Below are 14,613 nucleotides of genomic sequence, written 5' to 3'. Positions count from 1 at the left end.
CGCCATGACTGTGCATCTCGACGTCGCCGACGGCATCGGCACCATCCGGCTCGACCGTCCCCCGATGAACGCCCTGGACATCGCCGTCCAGGACCGGCTCAAGTCCCTCGCCGAGGAGGTGACCCACCGCGACGACGTCCGTGCCGTGATCCTCTACGGCGGCGAGAAGGTCTTCGCGGCGGGCGCCGACATCAAGGAGATGCGGGAGATGGACCACGCGGCGATGATCGCGCGCTCCCGCGGCCTCCAGGAGGCGTTCACCGCCATCGCCCGCATTCCGAAGCCGGTCGTCGCGGCCGTCACCGGGTACGCCCTGGGCGGCGGCTGCGAGCTGGCGCTCTGCGCCGACTACCGGATCGTCGCCGACAACGCCAAGTTCGGGCAGCCCGAGATCCTGCTCGGCCTCATCCCCGGCGCCGGCGGCACCCAGCGGCTGCCCCGGCTCATCGGGCCGTCCAAGGCCAAGGACCTCATCTTCACCGGCCGCCAGGTCCGCGCCGACGAGGCCGAACGGATCGGCCTCGCCGACCAGGTCGTCCCGGCCGCCGAGGTGTACGAGGCGGCCCGCGCCTGGGCCGGGCGGCTGGCCGAGGGGCCCGCCATCGCGCTGCGCGCCGCCAAGGAAGCCGTGGACGGCGGTCTGGAGACCGGCATCGACTCCGGCCTCACCATCGAGCGCACGTGGTTCGCCGGGCTGTTCGCCACGGAGGACCGCGAACGCGGTATGCGCAGCTTCGTCGAGGAGGGCCCGGGCAAGGCCCGGTTCCTCTGATCCGTCCCGCGCGGGGGCCTCAGGCACCGGGGAGTCCGAGCCCGGCGCCTGAGGCCCTTCTCCGGTCGGTCGGCGGCCGGGCGCGGCACTCCGAGGGGGCATGTCAACTCCCCGGACGCGGGACGGAGTTGACGCCCCGAAGGGTGAACCGCGCGCGAGTGCCCCCGTTCGGGGGGCCCGGCCCCCTCCCGGCCCCGCCCCGTCCGTGACCTCCGGTGACCGATCTCGGACGGTGTGTAAGTGCAGGTCAGTGCGCACATGACCGCCCTTGGTATGCCTGCGGCACATGCCTGGAGCCGTCCGTCACCGTGGCGATGCGCGGGTCCTATTCCCCGGGAACGGGCCCGAACGGCCCTATCGGCGGCCATGATGGTGCGCATGGCGGGGTTGGAGGGCATCGAGCAGCCGCAGCGACGAGGCGGCATGGTCGCGGACCGGCGAGGGCCGGCCGTGGAGGACGAGCAGGCGCGTGAGGCGCTGGCGCGGTACGGCAGCCCGGCGGACGGCGAGGTGTACATCGACTCCCGGCCGGACGCGGCGCGCACCGTGCGGCGGCTCACCCGGCTCGTCGTCGTCCACCAATGGGGCCTCGGTCCGCAGTTGAGCGAGGTCGCCGTCCTGCTCGCCTCGGAGCTGGTCGGCAACGCCGTGCTGCACACCGGCGCCCGCGGCTTCGCCCTTCGCATCACCCGTACCCGCGGCCGGATCAAGGTCGAGTTACGCGACCCCTCGCGCGGCCTGCCCTGCGTGCTGCCGGTCCGCCCCACCGACCTCGGGGGGCGCGGTCTCTTCCTGGTCGACAAGCTCTCCGACCGCTGGGGCGCCGACCTGCTGCCCATCGGCAAGTACGTCTGGTTCGAACTGCGGGTCGTCGACCGCTGAGGGGTCCGGACACGCAGAAACCCCCTGTCGCCGTCGGTGGGGCGCTGCGGGGGTTTCTGGGAACGCCGCGGGCAAAGGGGTGTGGTCCGCGACGTCGAGGACAGCCTCGCCCGGGTCAATGGGGGCCGTGTCCCCGACTATGGCAGAGAGGTGCCCTCGCGGCCAAAGCGTCCTAGCGGACGAATGCGGACAAATGGTAACGCCTGGTCGAGAATCTATGGTGAGTTCGGCCACGCGCCGCAAGAAAGGCAGGCGCGAGCCCGGAAAACCCGCCGATTGACATGATCCGGACGGGAGGCCGGTGGCGGTCGTCAGCTCCGCGCCCGCGACACACCACCATCGGGTGGCGGTCCCCGCCCACGACCGAGGCGTCCTTGATCGTGCCCGCGTGATCATGACCCGCCTGCGCCGCCGTGCCGCCGCGCTCACCCTGTCCCTGTCCGCGCTGCTCGCCGCCCCCGCCGTCTCCGCCGCCGAGCCCGCGACCCCCGCCGCCGCCCCGGCCGCGCCGCGCGCCGCCGCGAACTGCCCGGTCGTCGACGACCCCCTGGCCGCCGCCGCCGACCGCCGGGTGGACGCGGGCCGCATCACCCCCGCACCGGCCTTGCGCGACAACTGCTCCCAGCTCTACCGCGCCGACGGCCGCGCGCCCGCCGTCATCTTCCACGAGGGTTTCCTGCCGAAGGACACCGTCGACGGCCAGTACGACCTGGAGGCGTACGTCCTGGTCAACCAGCCGTCCCCGTACGTCTCCACCTCCTACGACCACGACCTGTACAAGCAGTGGAAGAGCGACTGGAACTACTACATCGACGCGCCCGGCGGCATCGACGTCAACCGCACCATCGGCGACACCCACCGGTGGGCCGAGCAGCGTGAGGTGGCCTTCGCCGGCGGCATCCGCAGCGAGTTCATCGTGGGGGCGTGCCCGATCGACCGCACGGCCAAGCAGGAGATCATGTCCGAGTGCGTCGACAACCCGGGGTACCGGCCCTGGCGGCGCCGCTGACGCCCGCCACCCGGTGACGCGTCCGGCCTCTCGGCCCGCGACGGGCGGGGCCTTCGCGGCGACCGGCCGGTGACCGGCCGCCTGAGACGTTCCGATGCCGCGAGCGTTTCCGGCGGCCCGCCGCGCCCCGGCCCGCCGCGCCGTCCCGCACCGGACGGCGCGGCGGGCCGCCGGCTCCTGCCGTTCGGGAAGGGGTGACGCGCTCCGCCGCGTCCGTCAGCCGCGGCGGGCCCAGGCCGTCAGCTCCTCCCGGTCGCCGAAGGCGGCGACGTTCTTGTCCAGCGGGCTGTCCGTGTACTGGTGGATGCACCAGTCCGCCTTGATGCGGGGCTTGCCCTTCGCCACGTAGTCCGCGATCCACAGGCCGTCGCCCGCGTACGAGGTGGTGTCCCGGTTGAGCCAGAAGTCGCGGTTGCAGTAGAGCAGGACGCGGTGGTCCGGGCGGAGCTTCTTGACCTCGCGCAGGAAGGTGTCCTTCTCCTTGTTGCTCGCGGCCGTGCCGTCGCCGGTGCGTTCCCAGTCCAGGGCCAGCAGGTCGCCTTCGCGCTCCTCGGTCTCGGAGAGGAAATACTCCGCCTGCGCCTTGATGTTGTCCGGCCACAGGAAGTGGTAGAAGCCGACCGTGCACCCGGCGTCGCGGGCCCGCTTGGTCTGGTCGGCCAGTTGCGGGCTGACGTACGACCTGCCCTCGGTCGCCTTGATGAAGACGAAGTCGACGCCGTCGGTCTCGAACGACTTCTGGTGGGAGCTGATGTCGATGCCGTGCAGCACGGTCCCTGCCTCCTGTGGTCGCCGGTGCGGTCTCTCGTCCCCACGGCCTACCCGGGACGGTCGTGCCGACGCCCGTACGCCGCCTCGGCGCGCCCGATGCGCCGCTCACGCCCCTCAAAAGAGTGATGAATCCCGAGAAGGCGGGAATAGGTGCGCCGCGATTTGCTGTTGAGGGCCTGTCAGGAGCCCCCGCCGGGGTTCCGGCAGGACGCGCCGTGCGGGCGTCCGCCCACCGCAGCACCGTCGGAAGGTCTGACATGAGGATCGGCATCATCGGAGCGGGCAACATCGGCGGCAACCTCACCCGCCGCCTCACCGCCCTCGGCCACCAGGTCACCGTCGCCAACTCCCGCTCGCCCGAGACGCTCAGCGCCCTCACCGAGGAGACCGGCGCCACCGCGGCCGAGGCGGCGCACGCGGCCGACGGCGCCGAACTGGTCGTGGTCACCGTTCCGCTGAAGAACGTCCCCGACCTGCCCGAGGGCTTCCTCGAAGGGGCCGTGCCCGGCGCCGTCGTCGTCGACACCAACAACTACTACCCGCGGCAGCGCGACGGCCGCATCGACGCCATCGAGGACGGGCTCCCCGAGAGCCGCTGGGTCAGCGCCCAGATCGGCCACCCGGTGGTCAAGGCGTTCAACGGCACCTACGCCCAGGACCTCCTGGACCGCGGGACCGAGCCCGGCACCCCGCACCGCCACGCCCTGCCCGTCGCGGGCGACGACCCGGCCGCCAAGCAGGTCGTCCGCGACCTCATCGACGCCCTCGGCTTCGACACCGTCGACACGGGCACCCTCGACGACTCCTGGCGCCAGCAGCCCGGCACCCCCGTCTACGGCAGCCGGGGTGACGCCGAGGAGGTCCGCCGGCTGCTGGACGCCGCGCAGCCGGAGCGCCCCGCCGAGTTCCGCGCCTGACCGGTCGTCCCGCACGGGCAGGAACGCCGGGCGGCCGGGGCGGGGGAGCGGTCACCCCGCCCCGCGTACCGCCCCCGCCGGGGCGAGGGGCTGACCGGTCGCCAGGTTCCAGCGCCCCGGGCGGCCGGTGAGCGTGGTCAGCGTCAGCGGGCCCGTGTCCAGGCGCCAGAACGCGCGCGCGGGGAGGTCCAGGGCGTGGATGACGGCGGCGCGGACGACGGCCGGCTCCACCACGGCGAGCAGCCGCACGGGGCTCGCGGCCGGCGTCTGGGTCCCGCCCCACGCCCCGGCCGCGAGCCAGTCGCCGACCCGCCCCAGCAGTCCGCGCAGGCTCTCCCCGCCGTGCGGGGCCGCCTCCGGGTCGCCCGCCCAGGCGGCCACCGCCGCCGGCTCGGCCGCCGCCACCTCGTCGAGCCGCCGCCCGGCCCAGCGCCCCAGCTCCCAGCCGGTGGGCGCCACCCCGAGGCCGCCGGGCGCGGGGAGGCCCAACTCCCGGGCGGTGGCGCGGCAGCGGGCCGAGCCCCCGGCGGCGTACCGGTCGGCGGCGGGCAGGTGCGGGGCGGCCGCCCGGGCCGCGCGGACGCCGGCCGCGTCGAGCGGGGTGTCCCCGTCGAACCGGGCTTCGCGCAGGGCCGCGTTGAGGGCGGGTGAGACCAACATCACCCGCAGGGTCGGAGAGGTCACCGTCAGTGCTCCGTCCGGCGGCGGTGGCCGGGCGCCGGGGTGCCCCGCCACCCTCTGTTCGTCATGAGCACCACATCACGCCCGGCCGGCGCGGTCCAGTGCGAAAGAGGCCGTGGCGGTGGGGGCGGCCGAGCGGTATGGTCCCCTCGTTCATGACGACGGGTGGACGGAAGCCGGTGGGAATCCGGCACGGTCGCGCCACTGTGTACCCGCGAAGCCGCGGGAAGTCAGACCCGCCCCCGGTCGTCCGAGGCACCACGAACGGGACGCGTGTTCCCACAGGAGCTGTCATGGCGCAATCAGTCGCCCCCGCCGGCGCGGGCATACCCGCCGTCACCCCTCTCCCGCTGAAGGCCGTCGCCCCGTGGGCGGTCTTCGCCGGCCTCCTCGCCCTGGTCCTGCTCTACTTCGTCGGCGCCGAGCAGGGTGCCACCGCCCTGGTCTCCGGTGAATCCATCCACGAGTGGGTCCACGACGGACGCCACCTGCTCGGCTTCCCCTGCCACTGACGACGAGGGGAGACGGAACCCATGAACATCCTCTCGGTCCGCGCCCTGCTGGTGCGCGGCATGCTCGCGGGCCTCGCGGCCGGCGTCGCGGCCCTGCTCGTCGCCCACTTCCTCGGTGAGCCCCGGGTGGACGCCGCCATCGCGCTGGAGGAGCACGCGGCGGGCGCCCACCACGACCACGGCGGCGGCGAGGAGGAACTCGTCAGCCGGACGATGCAGGCCACCGGCGGCCTCGCCACCGGCGTGCTCGTCTTCGGCGTCGCCGTCGGCGGCGTCGCGGCCATCGCCTTCTGCGTCGCCCTCGGCCGGATCGGACGCCACGGCCCCCGCGCCACCGCCGCCTTCGTCGCCCTCGGCGGCCTGATCGCGCTCCACGTCGTGCCGTTCCTCAAGTACCCGGCCAACCCGCCAGCCGTCGGCGACGGCGACACCATCGGCAGACGTACCGCGCTCTTCTTCCTGCTGGTGCTGCTCAGCGTGCTGCTGGCGGTCGGCGCCGTCATCCTCGGCCGCCGGCTCGCGCCCCGCCTCGGCAACGGCGACGCCGCCGTCACCGCGGGCGCCGCCTTCCTGCTCGCGGTCACCCTGGCCTACGTCTTCCTGCCCTCGTACAACGAGGTCGGGCCGGACTTCCCCGGCCAGCTCCTGTGGCAGTTCCGCCTCGCCGCCCTGGCCGTCCAGGCGACCCTGTGGACCGTCTTCGGCCTGGTCTTCGGTGTCCTGGCCGAGCGGTTGCTCGCCCCGGCCGCGCCCCCGCGGCCCGCGGCCACCGCGGCGGCCTGACCTCGCCGGGCGCACGCCACGGCGGCGGGACCCCGCCGGACCGTGGTCCGGTCGGGGTCCCGCCGCGTGCGCCGTCCGCTCCACCGCCGGCCCGGACGCGGGCGCGGCGGACCGAGGCCGCCCGGGGACCGGGCCGGCTCACTGGACGCGGGACGGGGACTGTTCCTCGCCCTCGTCGTCGTCCTCGCCCTCGATGTGCACGTCGTCCACCGCGATGTTGACCTCCACGACCTCCAGCGCCGTCATCTGCCGGATGGCCCGGGCGACGTCGGACCGGATCTGGCGCGCCACGTCGGCGATCGACTCCCCGTACTCGACGACGATGTCGAGGTCGACGGCGGCCTGCTTCTCGCCCACCTCGACCTTGACGCCCCGCGTGGGGTCGTCGCCGCTGGAGACCCTGTCCCGCACCGCCCCCAGCGCGCGTTTCATGCCGCCGCCCATCGCGTGCACCCCGGAAGTCTCCCGGGCCGCGATACCGGCGATCGTGGCCACCACCGAGTCGGCAATGGTGGTCCTGCCCTTGACGGGACCGTTGCGGTCCGCACCGTTGTCGGCCATACGGCTGTCCTCACTGCGCTCGCGCGGTCACGCTCCACCCGTCGGCCCGCCTTGCGGCAGATCGCCCGCGGATGTCGCGAAAGCGGCCTTCTGCGCGCTTCCCTCCCAGTCTGCGACGGGGCGGGGCGGCCCGCCATTCGAGTGAGCGGCGGGCGGGTCCCGGGCCGGCTCAGCCGGTGGCGGGCCCGGTGGCGGCGCCGTAGGAGACCGGGCGCTTGGGCGCGGTGTCGACGGCCAGGGAGAAGATGTCCGGGCGGGCGTAGTGACCGGTGACGTCCATGTCGAGGCTCTGCCGGACGATCTCCGCCCGGTCGGTCTCCGCGTACAGCAGCGTCTCCTCGTCCCACACCGGGCCCGCCACCACCTCACCGCGCGGCGAGACGACCGCCGAACCGCCGCGCATCAGCACGTCGCCCGGCTCGGTGGCGAACTGCGCGGCGTACCCGGCCGGGTAGTCGCGGCGGCGCATCACCTGGCAGGCCGTCACCACCCAGCAGCGGCCCTCCAGTGCGATGTGGCGCATGGTCGGCAGCCAGGTCTCGCGGTCGTCGGCGGTCGGCGCGCAGTAGATCTCGACGCCCTGTCCGTACATCGCCGCCCGCAGCAGCGGCATGTAGTTCTCCCAGCAGATGACGCTGCCCAGCGCCCCCGCGGGCGAGTCGACCACCGGCAGCGTCGAGCCGTCCCCGAACCCCCAGATCAGCCGCTCGGCGCCGGTCGGCATCACCTTGCGGTGGTGCCCGGCGAGCCGGCCGTGCTGGTCGATCATGACGGCCGTGCAGTACAGCGTGCGCCCGGCCCGCTCGATGACCCCCATCACCACGAAGATCCTCTGCTCGCGCGCGGCCTCCGCGAGCGCCGCCAGCTCCGGTCCGTCCAGCTCGACCGCGGCCTCCCACGAGCGCAGGAACTCGTCCCGCCCCTCCTCGGTGCGCCGCCCCACCGGCGACCCGAACGACAGCGCCTTCGGGTACGTCCCGAGGAACGCCTCCGGGAAGACGATCACCTCGGCGCCCTCGGCCGCGGCCTCGGCGAGCGCGGCGACGGCCTTGCGTACGGTGGCGGCGGCGTCGAAGGCGACCGAGCCGAGCTGGGCGACGGCGATTCTGGTCATGAGGGGTCTCCGTTCCTGTCGGGCGCCCCGTCACGGGGCGCGGGGGAGCTGATGCCGCCGGGCGGCGGCATCAGCGTGCGGGCCGGCCCGCACCGGGGCTCCACCAGCCAGCGGACCCGGGGATCCGCGGCGCTGCCCTGGTGCCAGAGCGCCGAGACGGTGAACCGGGGGAGTGGTACGGGTCGTGCGCACACCTGGAGGCCGAAGCGGCCGGCGAGGACCTCGGCGGCGTGCCGGGGCAGGGTCGCCACCGACGCCGTACCGGCGGGCAGCAGCGGCGCCGTGGCGAAGTGGGCCGTCGGGACGACCCGGCGCCGGGTCAGGTTCTCGGCGTCCAGCACGTCGCCGACGATGCCGCGCGTGCCGTCGGCCGAGATCGTCACGTGCGGCGGCGCGAGGTGCTCGGCACGGGTGAGGGGGTCCGCGCCTCCGGCCGCCACCGGGTCCCAGAGGCAGGCGTGCCCCGATGCGACGAGGGTGCGGCCGCGGATGTCCGGGCCCCGGGCGGCGCACGCGGCGACGCCGATCTGGACCTCGCCGGCGGTGAGGAGGGCGGCGTCGGTCGTCCGGCCGGCCGGGAGGCAGAAGGCCGAGGAGGCCGGGCTCGCCGCCCTCACCGTCGCGATCAGCCCCGGCGGCAGCAGCGCCTCCAGGCCGTCGGAGACGCCGGGCCGGAAGACGGCCGCGTCCCGCGCCGGGCCGAACGCCGGCTCTCCGGCGACGGCCGTCTTCGGACTGGCCAGTCCCTCGCGGGCCGGGGCCGCGAGGCCCGGTGCCCGCGGCGGTGCCGCCCCGCCGGGCGGCCGGACGGGGAGCGGGTCACCGAAGAGCTTTCGCAGCCGTCCGAGGGCCGCGCTCACCGCCGCCCGGGACATGTGCTGCTCGGCGGCCCGGGTGACGTTCCGCTCCCGCAGCAGGACCGCGAAGACCACCAGCAGGTCCAGGGCGTACCCGCGCAGGCCGCCCGCCGGGTCGTCGGCGGCCCTCTCGACGCCCGCCCCGGCGGCCCGGCGGCCGGCGCGCGACCGGCCGTGGCGGTCATCAGAAGTCCGGCTCATCGCTTGGCGCCTCCCTGCTCCGTACGGGCCCGGACCCGGACACCGGCCGTGCCGCCGGACAGGGAGGCGGGCCCGGGAAGGAGAACGTACGTCCGGTGGCGCGTGCAGGGAAGCACATCCCGGTCACGGGCACCATCGACCGCGTCGACAACGGTACGAACCGCCGGGGCCGCGGAACGGTGGGGCGCCACCCCAAAGGGCAGCAACCCATCTGCGGACCCGCCGAGTTGACCCGTCCGCCATGATGGGACCCACCCGCGCGGCACCGCGGGGACCGACGAGGCGGAAGGGGTGGTGTGGTGCGTGACGACGGCGGGAACCGCGCGGACGCGGGCAGCGCGTGGGCCTCCCAGGACGCGCGGCGGGTCGCCCTCGACGCGCGGGTCCGGGACCACTGGCCCGGTGGCGGGGAGCACCACGCCCTCGACGCTCCGGCCGGCGAGCGCGTCGCGGCCCGCCGCCCAGGCGTCCGGGACGTCGCGCGGGCCGACCGCGCCTTCCTCGGGCGTGCCGTGACCCACCTGGCGCGCGAGACGGGCGTCGTCCAGTTCCCCGGCCTCGGCAGCGGGGCGCCGGCCGTCGACCACACCCGCGAGGCCGCCCGGCGCGTCACGCCCGCAGCCCGCGTCGTCCACGTCGACGGCGACCGGGCCCCCACCCACGCCGGCGCCCTCCTCGCCGGGCCCCCCGACGGCGCCACCGCCTGCCTCGAAGCCGAGGTCCGCGACCCGGCCGTCCTCGCCGGTGCCGCCCGCACCCCGCCCTTCTCCCGGCCGGTGGCGGTGCCGCTGCCCGGCGTCCCCGTCTTCGCCCCCGGCGCCGCCGAGGCCCGGCGCGTCGTCCGCCGCCTGGTCGCGGCGGTCCCCGCCGGCAGCCACGCCGCCCTCGACCTCGGAGGCACCGCCGACGCCGAGGCCGTGGCCTTCTGGAACGCCCACGCCCACGCCCAAGCCCACGCCCGCGCCGCACCGCCGGTCACGGCCCGGACCGCCGCCGGGGCCGCCGCTTTCCTGGGCGGCCGGGAACGGCGGGAGCCCGGCGTCGTCTCCTGCCCGCACCCGCACCCGCACCCGCACCCGGAACCGGCCGCCGCCGGCACGCTCCCGGCCCGGCTCCCGCCGTACGCGGCGGTGGCCCGCGAACCCTGAACCTCCCCGCCCCGCACGAGAACCCCTGGACGGAGACCCGCCACCATGACCCAGACCCCGCAGATCGACACCAGCAAGCCCCACCCCGCCCGCCTCTACGACTGGTACCTCGGCGGCAAGGACAACTACCCGCCCGACGAGGAACTCGGACGGCGGCTGACCGAGTTCGCCCCGGTCATCCCCGTGATGGCGCGCATGAACCGGGCCTTCACCCTGCGCGCCACCCGCTGGCTCGCCGGACAGGGCGTCCGCCAGTTCCTGGACATCGGCACCGGCATCCCCACCGAGCCCAACCTCCACCAGGCCGCTCAGCGGCTCGCCCCCGAGGCCCGCGTCGTCTACTGCGACAACGACCCCGTCGTCCTCGCCCACGCCCAGGCCCTGCTGCACGGCACCCCTCAGGGCGCCCTCGGCTACGTCCAGGCCGACGCCCGGGAGACCTCCCGCATCCTCGACGAGGCCGCCGCCGTCCTCGACTTCGGCCGGCCCGTCGCCCTCTCCCTCAACGCCCTCCTCCACTTCCTCTCCGACGAGGACGGTGCCTACCGGCTCGTCGAGGAGCTGACCGCCCGCCTCGCCACCGGCAGCTATCTGGTCCTCTCCCACCTCACCCCCGACTTCCATCCCGAGGAGGCGTCCCGCAAGGTCCACGAGATGTACCGGGCGGGCGGTGTCACCATGGAGATGCGCACCCGGGAACGGTTCGCCCGGTTCTTCGACGGCCTCGACATCGTCGCCCCCGGCCTCGTCGCGGCCGAGGAGTGGCACCCCGAGCTGGGCGAGCCCGTGGAGGGCCAGGGCGGCGTCCACAGCGGGGCGTACGTGGGGGCGGCGCGCAAGCCCTGAGGACGACGGCGGTGCCGGTGGCCCGCGTCCGGGACCGGGGGTGCGCCCCGGAGGACGGTGAGCACGGCCCGCTGACGTCGTGGCGTGCCGAGCGCCGGTCCGCGGGCCGGACCGGCGCGCTCGCTGTGCCCGCGCGGGGCCGTTCACCACGACCGAGGGGCCTTCACGCGTCAGTCACCCCACGGCCTCCGGCTCCTCGCCGCGTCCGGCCTCGCCCTCGTCGCCGCCTCGCTCACCTCCTGCGGTGTCGAGGAGAGCAGGAACTACGAGGACGACGGCGCCCTCTCCGGCGCGATCACCTCGGTGCGCCTCGACGACCGCGCCGGCGGCGTCACGGTCGGCGGCGTCGAGAACGGCTCCCACCGGTTGCGCCGCACAGTCCCCTTCCAGGGCGAGCGGCCCGAGGGCGCCACCCACCGGATCGAGGGCCGCGTCCTGATCCTCGGCGGCTGCGGCACCCGCTGCTCCGTCGAGTACGCCGCCGACGTCCCCGCCGGTCTCCCGGTCAGCGGTGAGGTCTCCGGCGGTGCCGTCCGCCCGGCCCGGGTCGGAGAGGTCGAGGTGAGCACGGGCTCCGGCGGGGTCGAGCTGGACGGGGACCGGCACCGTCCCAACGCGGACCACCAACGGCCGCATCGACGGCAAGGGCATCGGAGGTGACCGGATCAGCGCCCGGACCACCAACGGCAGGATCGACCTGGCCCCCCGGACACCCCCGCCGGCATCCGGGCCGAGACCGCCGACGGGGCCGTCACCCTCACCGTCCCCCGGGCCGGTCACCGGGCGGCCGCCGACTCGGTCGACGGCGGCCGCACCGTCGAGGTCCCGCACGACCCGGCCGGCGAGTTCGCACCGGAGGTGCGCACCAGCAACGGCGACATCACCGTACGGAACGGCTGGGCCCCGCCGGGCGCGCGCCTCGCGGTGGCCTCAGCACTCGACGATCTGCACCGCCGGCCCGCCGCGCGCCGTCTCCTTGTACGTCACGGGCACGTCGGCCCCTTGTCGCGCTGTGCCCCCTCGGCCGGCATGTCCGGGGAAGGCGGAGGGGCGAGCCGCGCCTGTGGGGACTCTCCGGGAGTCGCGGCTCGGAGGGGCCCGAAGGCAGGAGTCCATCGCGGCGAGTCGTCGTTGCCCCGCACCGGGTGCGGAGCGGACGTCGCGGTCGAGGGAGACCTTCCGCATCGAGTGCCCGCTGACTCCGCACAGGCAACCGCCGTGCCCGAGGGGGTCCAGCCGGGGAGCCTTCACCATGCCGGCGAGGCAGGGCGTCCGGCGCGAGAAGCGGCAACGGCCGTATGCCGTCGACACCCGGACGAGCCGCCCTCACCCTGGAGCGGCGAAGCCGAAGGCACGCGATGGTCAGCGCCGGGTCTGGCTCAATTTCGTACCGCATGGGCGTTTCGTGCACTCCCCCGTTTTGATGCCAGGGAACTTGGTGAATGGCTCCGTCTGTGGATCACGGGGCGGGTGCCCGCCATTCTGGAACCGCAGAAGGGGGTGGCCGCAAAATTGCGGCGGAAACCCTTCGAGCATTCCTTGCTCCGATCTCTGGGAGAAATGATGAAGTCTGCCCGTGTGTTCGTGGTCGCTTTTCTCTGTGCGCTGACGATCGGCGGTGTCGCCGGCACCGCTGCCGCCGATACCGGTGGTGCCGGCACTCTGGCGTCTTCCTCCATCGCGCCGGCCGACGACAGCGGTTGGGGTTGCGTCCCGCGATGACCTGCGCGTACGCGGGGGCGGCCCGGCCCGTGGGGAGGTCCGGGGGCGGTGGTCCAGCTGATTGCGGAACGCGGGAACCATGCGGAGAAGGACCCCCCGGCTGCTTGATCGAAAGGCTGCGGGAAGTTGTCTGTACTGCCAGTAGCCGGGAAAGGGAAGTGCTCGGGCATATCGCGCGCGGAGCCACCTACAGGGAGATCGCCCGGCGCATGGACGTCAGCCTGCACACCGTGGACACCTACGTGCGCCGGATACGCGCGAAGACCGGAGCCCGGAACCGCACGCACCTGTTGCTGCTGGCTTCCCAGGGACTTCTCAGGGGCCTCCACGTCTGCCCCAGGGAGGTTCCCGGGACTTCTCGCCGTGCGGGAAGGGAAGGCCCTGACCGCGCTGAAAGACACGAACGCGCTGGTCAGGGCCGCTCTGCCTAGCACTCGATGATGTTCACCGCGAGACCGCCCCGGGCCGTCTCCTTGTACTTGACCGACATGTCCGCGCCGGTCTCCTTCATGGTCTTGATGACCTTGTCGAGGGAGACCTTGTGGGAGCCGTCGCCGCGCAGCGCCATCCGGGCGGCGGTGACGGCCTTGACCGCGGCCATGCCGTTCCGCTCGATGCACGGGATCTGGACCAGGCCGCCGACCGGGTCGCAGGTCAGGCCGAGGTTGTGCTCCATGCCGATCTCGGCGGCGTTCTCCACCTGCTCCGGGGTCCCGCCCAGGACCTCGGCCAGGGCGCCGGCCGCCATCGAGCAGGCCGAGCCGACCTCGCCCTGGCAGCCGACCTCGGCACCGGAGATCGAGGCGTTCTCCTTGAAGAGCATGCCGATGGCGCCCGCCGCGAGCAGGAAGCGCACCACGGCGTCCTCCTTCTCGGCCTCGGTGGCCGACCCGGCGGCGAAGTTCACGTAGTAGTGCAGGACGGCGGGGATGATCCCGGCGGCGCCGTTGGTCGGAGCGGTCACCACGCGGCCGCCCGCCGCGTTCTCCTCGTTGACGGCCATCGCGTAGAGGGTGATCCACTCCATGGCGAGCGCGGCCGGGTCGCCCTCGGCGCGCAGTTGGCGGGCGGAGTGGGCGGCGCGACGGCGGACCTTCAGGCCGCCCGGCAGCAGCCCCTCGCGGGTCATGCCCCGGCTGACGCAGGCCCGCATGACCTCCCAGATCTCCAGCAGTCCGGCGCGGATCTCCGCCTCGGAGCGCCACGCCCTCTCGTTCTCCAGCATCAGCGCGGAGATCGACAGGCCGGTGTCCCGTGCCAGCCGCAGCAACTCGTCACCGGTGCGGAAGGGGTGGGTCAGCACGGTGTCGTCGAGCTTGATGCGGTCCTCGCCGACCGCGTCCTCGTCGACCACGAAGCCGCCGCCGACCGAGTAGTACGTCTTCTCCAGCAGGGTCGCGCCGGTGTGGTCGAAGGCCCACAGGGTCATGCCGTTGGCGTGGTAGGGCAGGGCGCGGCGCCGGTGCAGGATAAGTTCCTCCTCGGCGTCGAAGGCGATCTCGTGGACGCCCAGCACGTTGAGGCGGCCGGTGGCGCGGATCTCGGCGATCCGGTCGTCGGCCCGCTCCACGTCGACCGTCCGCGGGGACTCGCCCTCCAGGCCGAGCAGGACCGCCTTGGGCGTGCCGTGGCCGTGCCCGGTCGCGCCGAGCGAGCCGAACAGCTCGGCGCGCAGCGAGGTGGTGTGGACGAGCAGCCCCTCGTTCTTGAGGCGGCGGGCGAACATCCGGGCGGCCCGCATCGGGCCGACCGTGTGCGAGCTGGACGGGCCGATGCCGACCGAGAACAGGTCGAAGACCGAGATGGCCACAGGAACTCCTAGCGGGAGGCGGACGGC

Annotated in this window: 17 protein-coding genes; 11 read left to right on the top strand and 6 right to left on the bottom strand. The window is 74.5% G+C overall.

The window, feature by feature from the left end:
* Positions 1-4: 4 nt before the first annotated feature.
* The 3 genes from Sdia_RS25360 (at position 5) to Sdia_RS25350 (ending at position 2,663) form a co-directional block, all read left to right on the top strand.
* On the top strand, positions 5-772 hold the full coding sequence (locus Sdia_RS25360; protein WP_100455029.1) for an enoyl-CoA hydratase/isomerase family protein: 768 nt from the start codon (positions 5-7) through the stop codon (positions 770-772).
* Between the two features lie 423 nt (positions 773-1,195).
* Positions 1,196-1,654, top strand: a complete 459-nt coding sequence (locus Sdia_RS25355; protein ID WP_100455030.1) for an ATP-binding protein — start codon at positions 1,196-1,198, stop codon at positions 1,652-1,654.
* 388 nt (positions 1,655-2,042) lie between these two features.
* A complete protein-coding gene (locus Sdia_RS25350) occupies positions 2,043-2,663 on the top strand; it encodes an ADP-ribosyltransferase (protein ID WP_185393428.1) in 621 nt (206 codons plus the stop codon).
* 216 nt (positions 2,664-2,879) lie between these two features.
* Here Sdia_RS25350 and Sdia_RS25345 read toward each other — a convergent pair whose 3' ends face one another.
* Positions 2,880-3,434, bottom strand: a complete 555-nt coding sequence (locus tag Sdia_RS25345; RefSeq protein ID WP_100455032.1) for a glycoside hydrolase family 25 protein — start codon at positions 3,432-3,434, stop codon at positions 2,880-2,882.
* Positions 3,435-3,559: 125 nt separating this feature from the next.
* On the opposite strand from Sdia_RS25345, the gene Sdia_RS25340 reads away from it, so the two are divergent.
* A complete protein-coding gene (locus Sdia_RS25340) occupies positions 3,560-4,351 on the top strand; it encodes an NADPH-dependent F420 reductase (protein ID WP_262417748.1) in 792 nt (263 codons plus the stop codon).
* 51 nt (positions 4,352-4,402) lie between these two features.
* Here Sdia_RS25340 and Sdia_RS25335 read toward each other — a convergent pair whose 3' ends face one another.
* The gene (locus tag Sdia_RS25335) at positions 4,403-5,011 is read right to left on the bottom strand and encodes a histidine phosphatase family protein (RefSeq protein ID WP_189499826.1); all 609 of its coding nucleotides are present in this window, start codon (positions 5,009-5,011) and stop codon (positions 4,403-4,405) included.
* A 314-nt stretch (positions 5,012-5,325) separates the two neighbouring features.
* On the opposite strand from Sdia_RS25335, the gene Sdia_RS25330 reads away from it, so the two are divergent.
* Together Sdia_RS25330 and Sdia_RS25325 are read left to right on the top strand one after the other, a co-directional pair.
* Positions 5,326-5,544 carry a CbtB domain-containing protein gene (locus Sdia_RS25330; RefSeq protein ID WP_100455034.1) on the top strand — a complete coding sequence of 73 codons (219 nt, stop codon included), beginning with the start codon at positions 5,326-5,328 and terminating at the stop codon, positions 5,542-5,544.
* A gap of 21 nt (positions 5,545-5,565) precedes the next feature.
* Positions 5,566-6,327, top strand: coding sequence for a CbtA family protein (locus Sdia_RS25325; RefSeq protein ID WP_100455035.1), 762 nt, complete (start codon positions 5,566-5,568; stop codon positions 6,325-6,327).
* 138 nt (positions 6,328-6,465) lie between these two features.
* Here the strand turns inward: Sdia_RS25325 and Sdia_RS25320 are convergent, their stop codons facing one another.
* The 3 genes from Sdia_RS25320 to Sdia_RS25310 all read right to left on the bottom strand — a co-directional run bounded on the left by Sdia_RS25320 (position 6,466) and on the right by Sdia_RS25310 (position 9,060).
* On the bottom strand, positions 6,466-6,888 hold the full coding sequence (locus Sdia_RS25320) for an Asp23/Gls24 family envelope stress response protein (RefSeq protein WP_100455036.1): 423 nt from the start codon (positions 6,886-6,888) through the stop codon (positions 6,466-6,468).
* A 169-nt stretch (positions 6,889-7,057) separates the two neighbouring features.
* Positions 7,058-8,002 (bottom strand): carbon-nitrogen hydrolase family protein, encoded by a 945-nt coding sequence (locus tag Sdia_RS25315; protein WP_100455037.1) that lies wholly within the window; start codon positions 8,000-8,002, stop codon positions 7,058-7,060.
* On the bottom strand, positions 7,999-9,060 hold the full coding sequence (locus Sdia_RS25310) for a LysR substrate-binding domain-containing protein (protein ID WP_189499756.1): 1,062 nt from the start codon (positions 9,058-9,060) through the stop codon (positions 7,999-8,001). The genes Sdia_RS25315 and Sdia_RS25310 overlap by 4 nt, the downstream gene beginning before the upstream one ends.
* A 299-nt stretch (positions 9,061-9,359) precedes the next feature.
* Between Sdia_RS25310 and Sdia_RS25305 the strand changes: the two genes are divergently transcribed.
* The 5 genes from Sdia_RS25305 (at position 9,360) to Sdia_RS25285 (ending at position 13,207) form a co-directional block, all read left to right on the top strand.
* On the top strand, positions 9,360-10,208 hold the full coding sequence (locus Sdia_RS25305; RefSeq protein ID WP_189499755.1) for an SAM-dependent methyltransferase: 849 nt from the start codon (positions 9,360-9,362) through the stop codon (positions 10,206-10,208).
* A 45-nt stretch (positions 10,209-10,253) separates the two neighbouring features.
* Entirely contained in the window at positions 10,254-11,054 is an 801-nt protein-coding gene (locus Sdia_RS25300; RefSeq protein ID WP_189401662.1) for an SAM-dependent methyltransferase, read from the top strand.
* 84 nt (positions 11,055-11,138) lie between these two features.
* Positions 11,139-11,714, top strand: a complete 576-nt coding sequence (locus tag Sdia_RS25295; protein WP_229830066.1) for a hypothetical protein — start codon at positions 11,139-11,141, stop codon at positions 11,712-11,714.
* An 810-nt stretch (positions 11,715-12,524) separates the two neighbouring features.
* Positions 12,525-12,776, top strand: coding sequence for a hypothetical protein (locus Sdia_RS25290; RefSeq protein WP_164495047.1), 252 nt, complete (start codon positions 12,525-12,527; stop codon positions 12,774-12,776).
* Entirely contained in the window at positions 12,773-13,207 is a 435-nt protein-coding gene (locus Sdia_RS25285; protein ID WP_189499754.1) for a response regulator transcription factor, read from the top strand. The genes Sdia_RS25290 and Sdia_RS25285 overlap by 4 nt, the downstream gene beginning before the upstream one ends.
* Here Sdia_RS25285 and Sdia_RS25280 read toward each other — a convergent pair.
* Positions 13,204-14,586, bottom strand: coding sequence for an L-serine ammonia-lyase (locus Sdia_RS25280; protein ID WP_100455041.1), 1,383 nt, complete (start codon positions 14,584-14,586; stop codon positions 13,204-13,206). The two genes, Sdia_RS25285 and Sdia_RS25280, sit on opposite strands and share 4 nt — an antisense overlap.
* Between the last annotated feature and the right edge of the window lie 27 nt (positions 14,587-14,613).

Source organism: Streptomyces diastaticus subsp. diastaticus (assembly GCF_011170125.1).
GTDB classification, from domain to species: Bacteria; Actinomycetota; Actinomycetes; order Streptomycetales; family Streptomycetaceae; genus Streptomyces; species Streptomyces diastaticus.
Note: the sequence above shows the minus strand (reverse complement) of the source record. Positions and strands in the feature narration are given on the sequence as shown.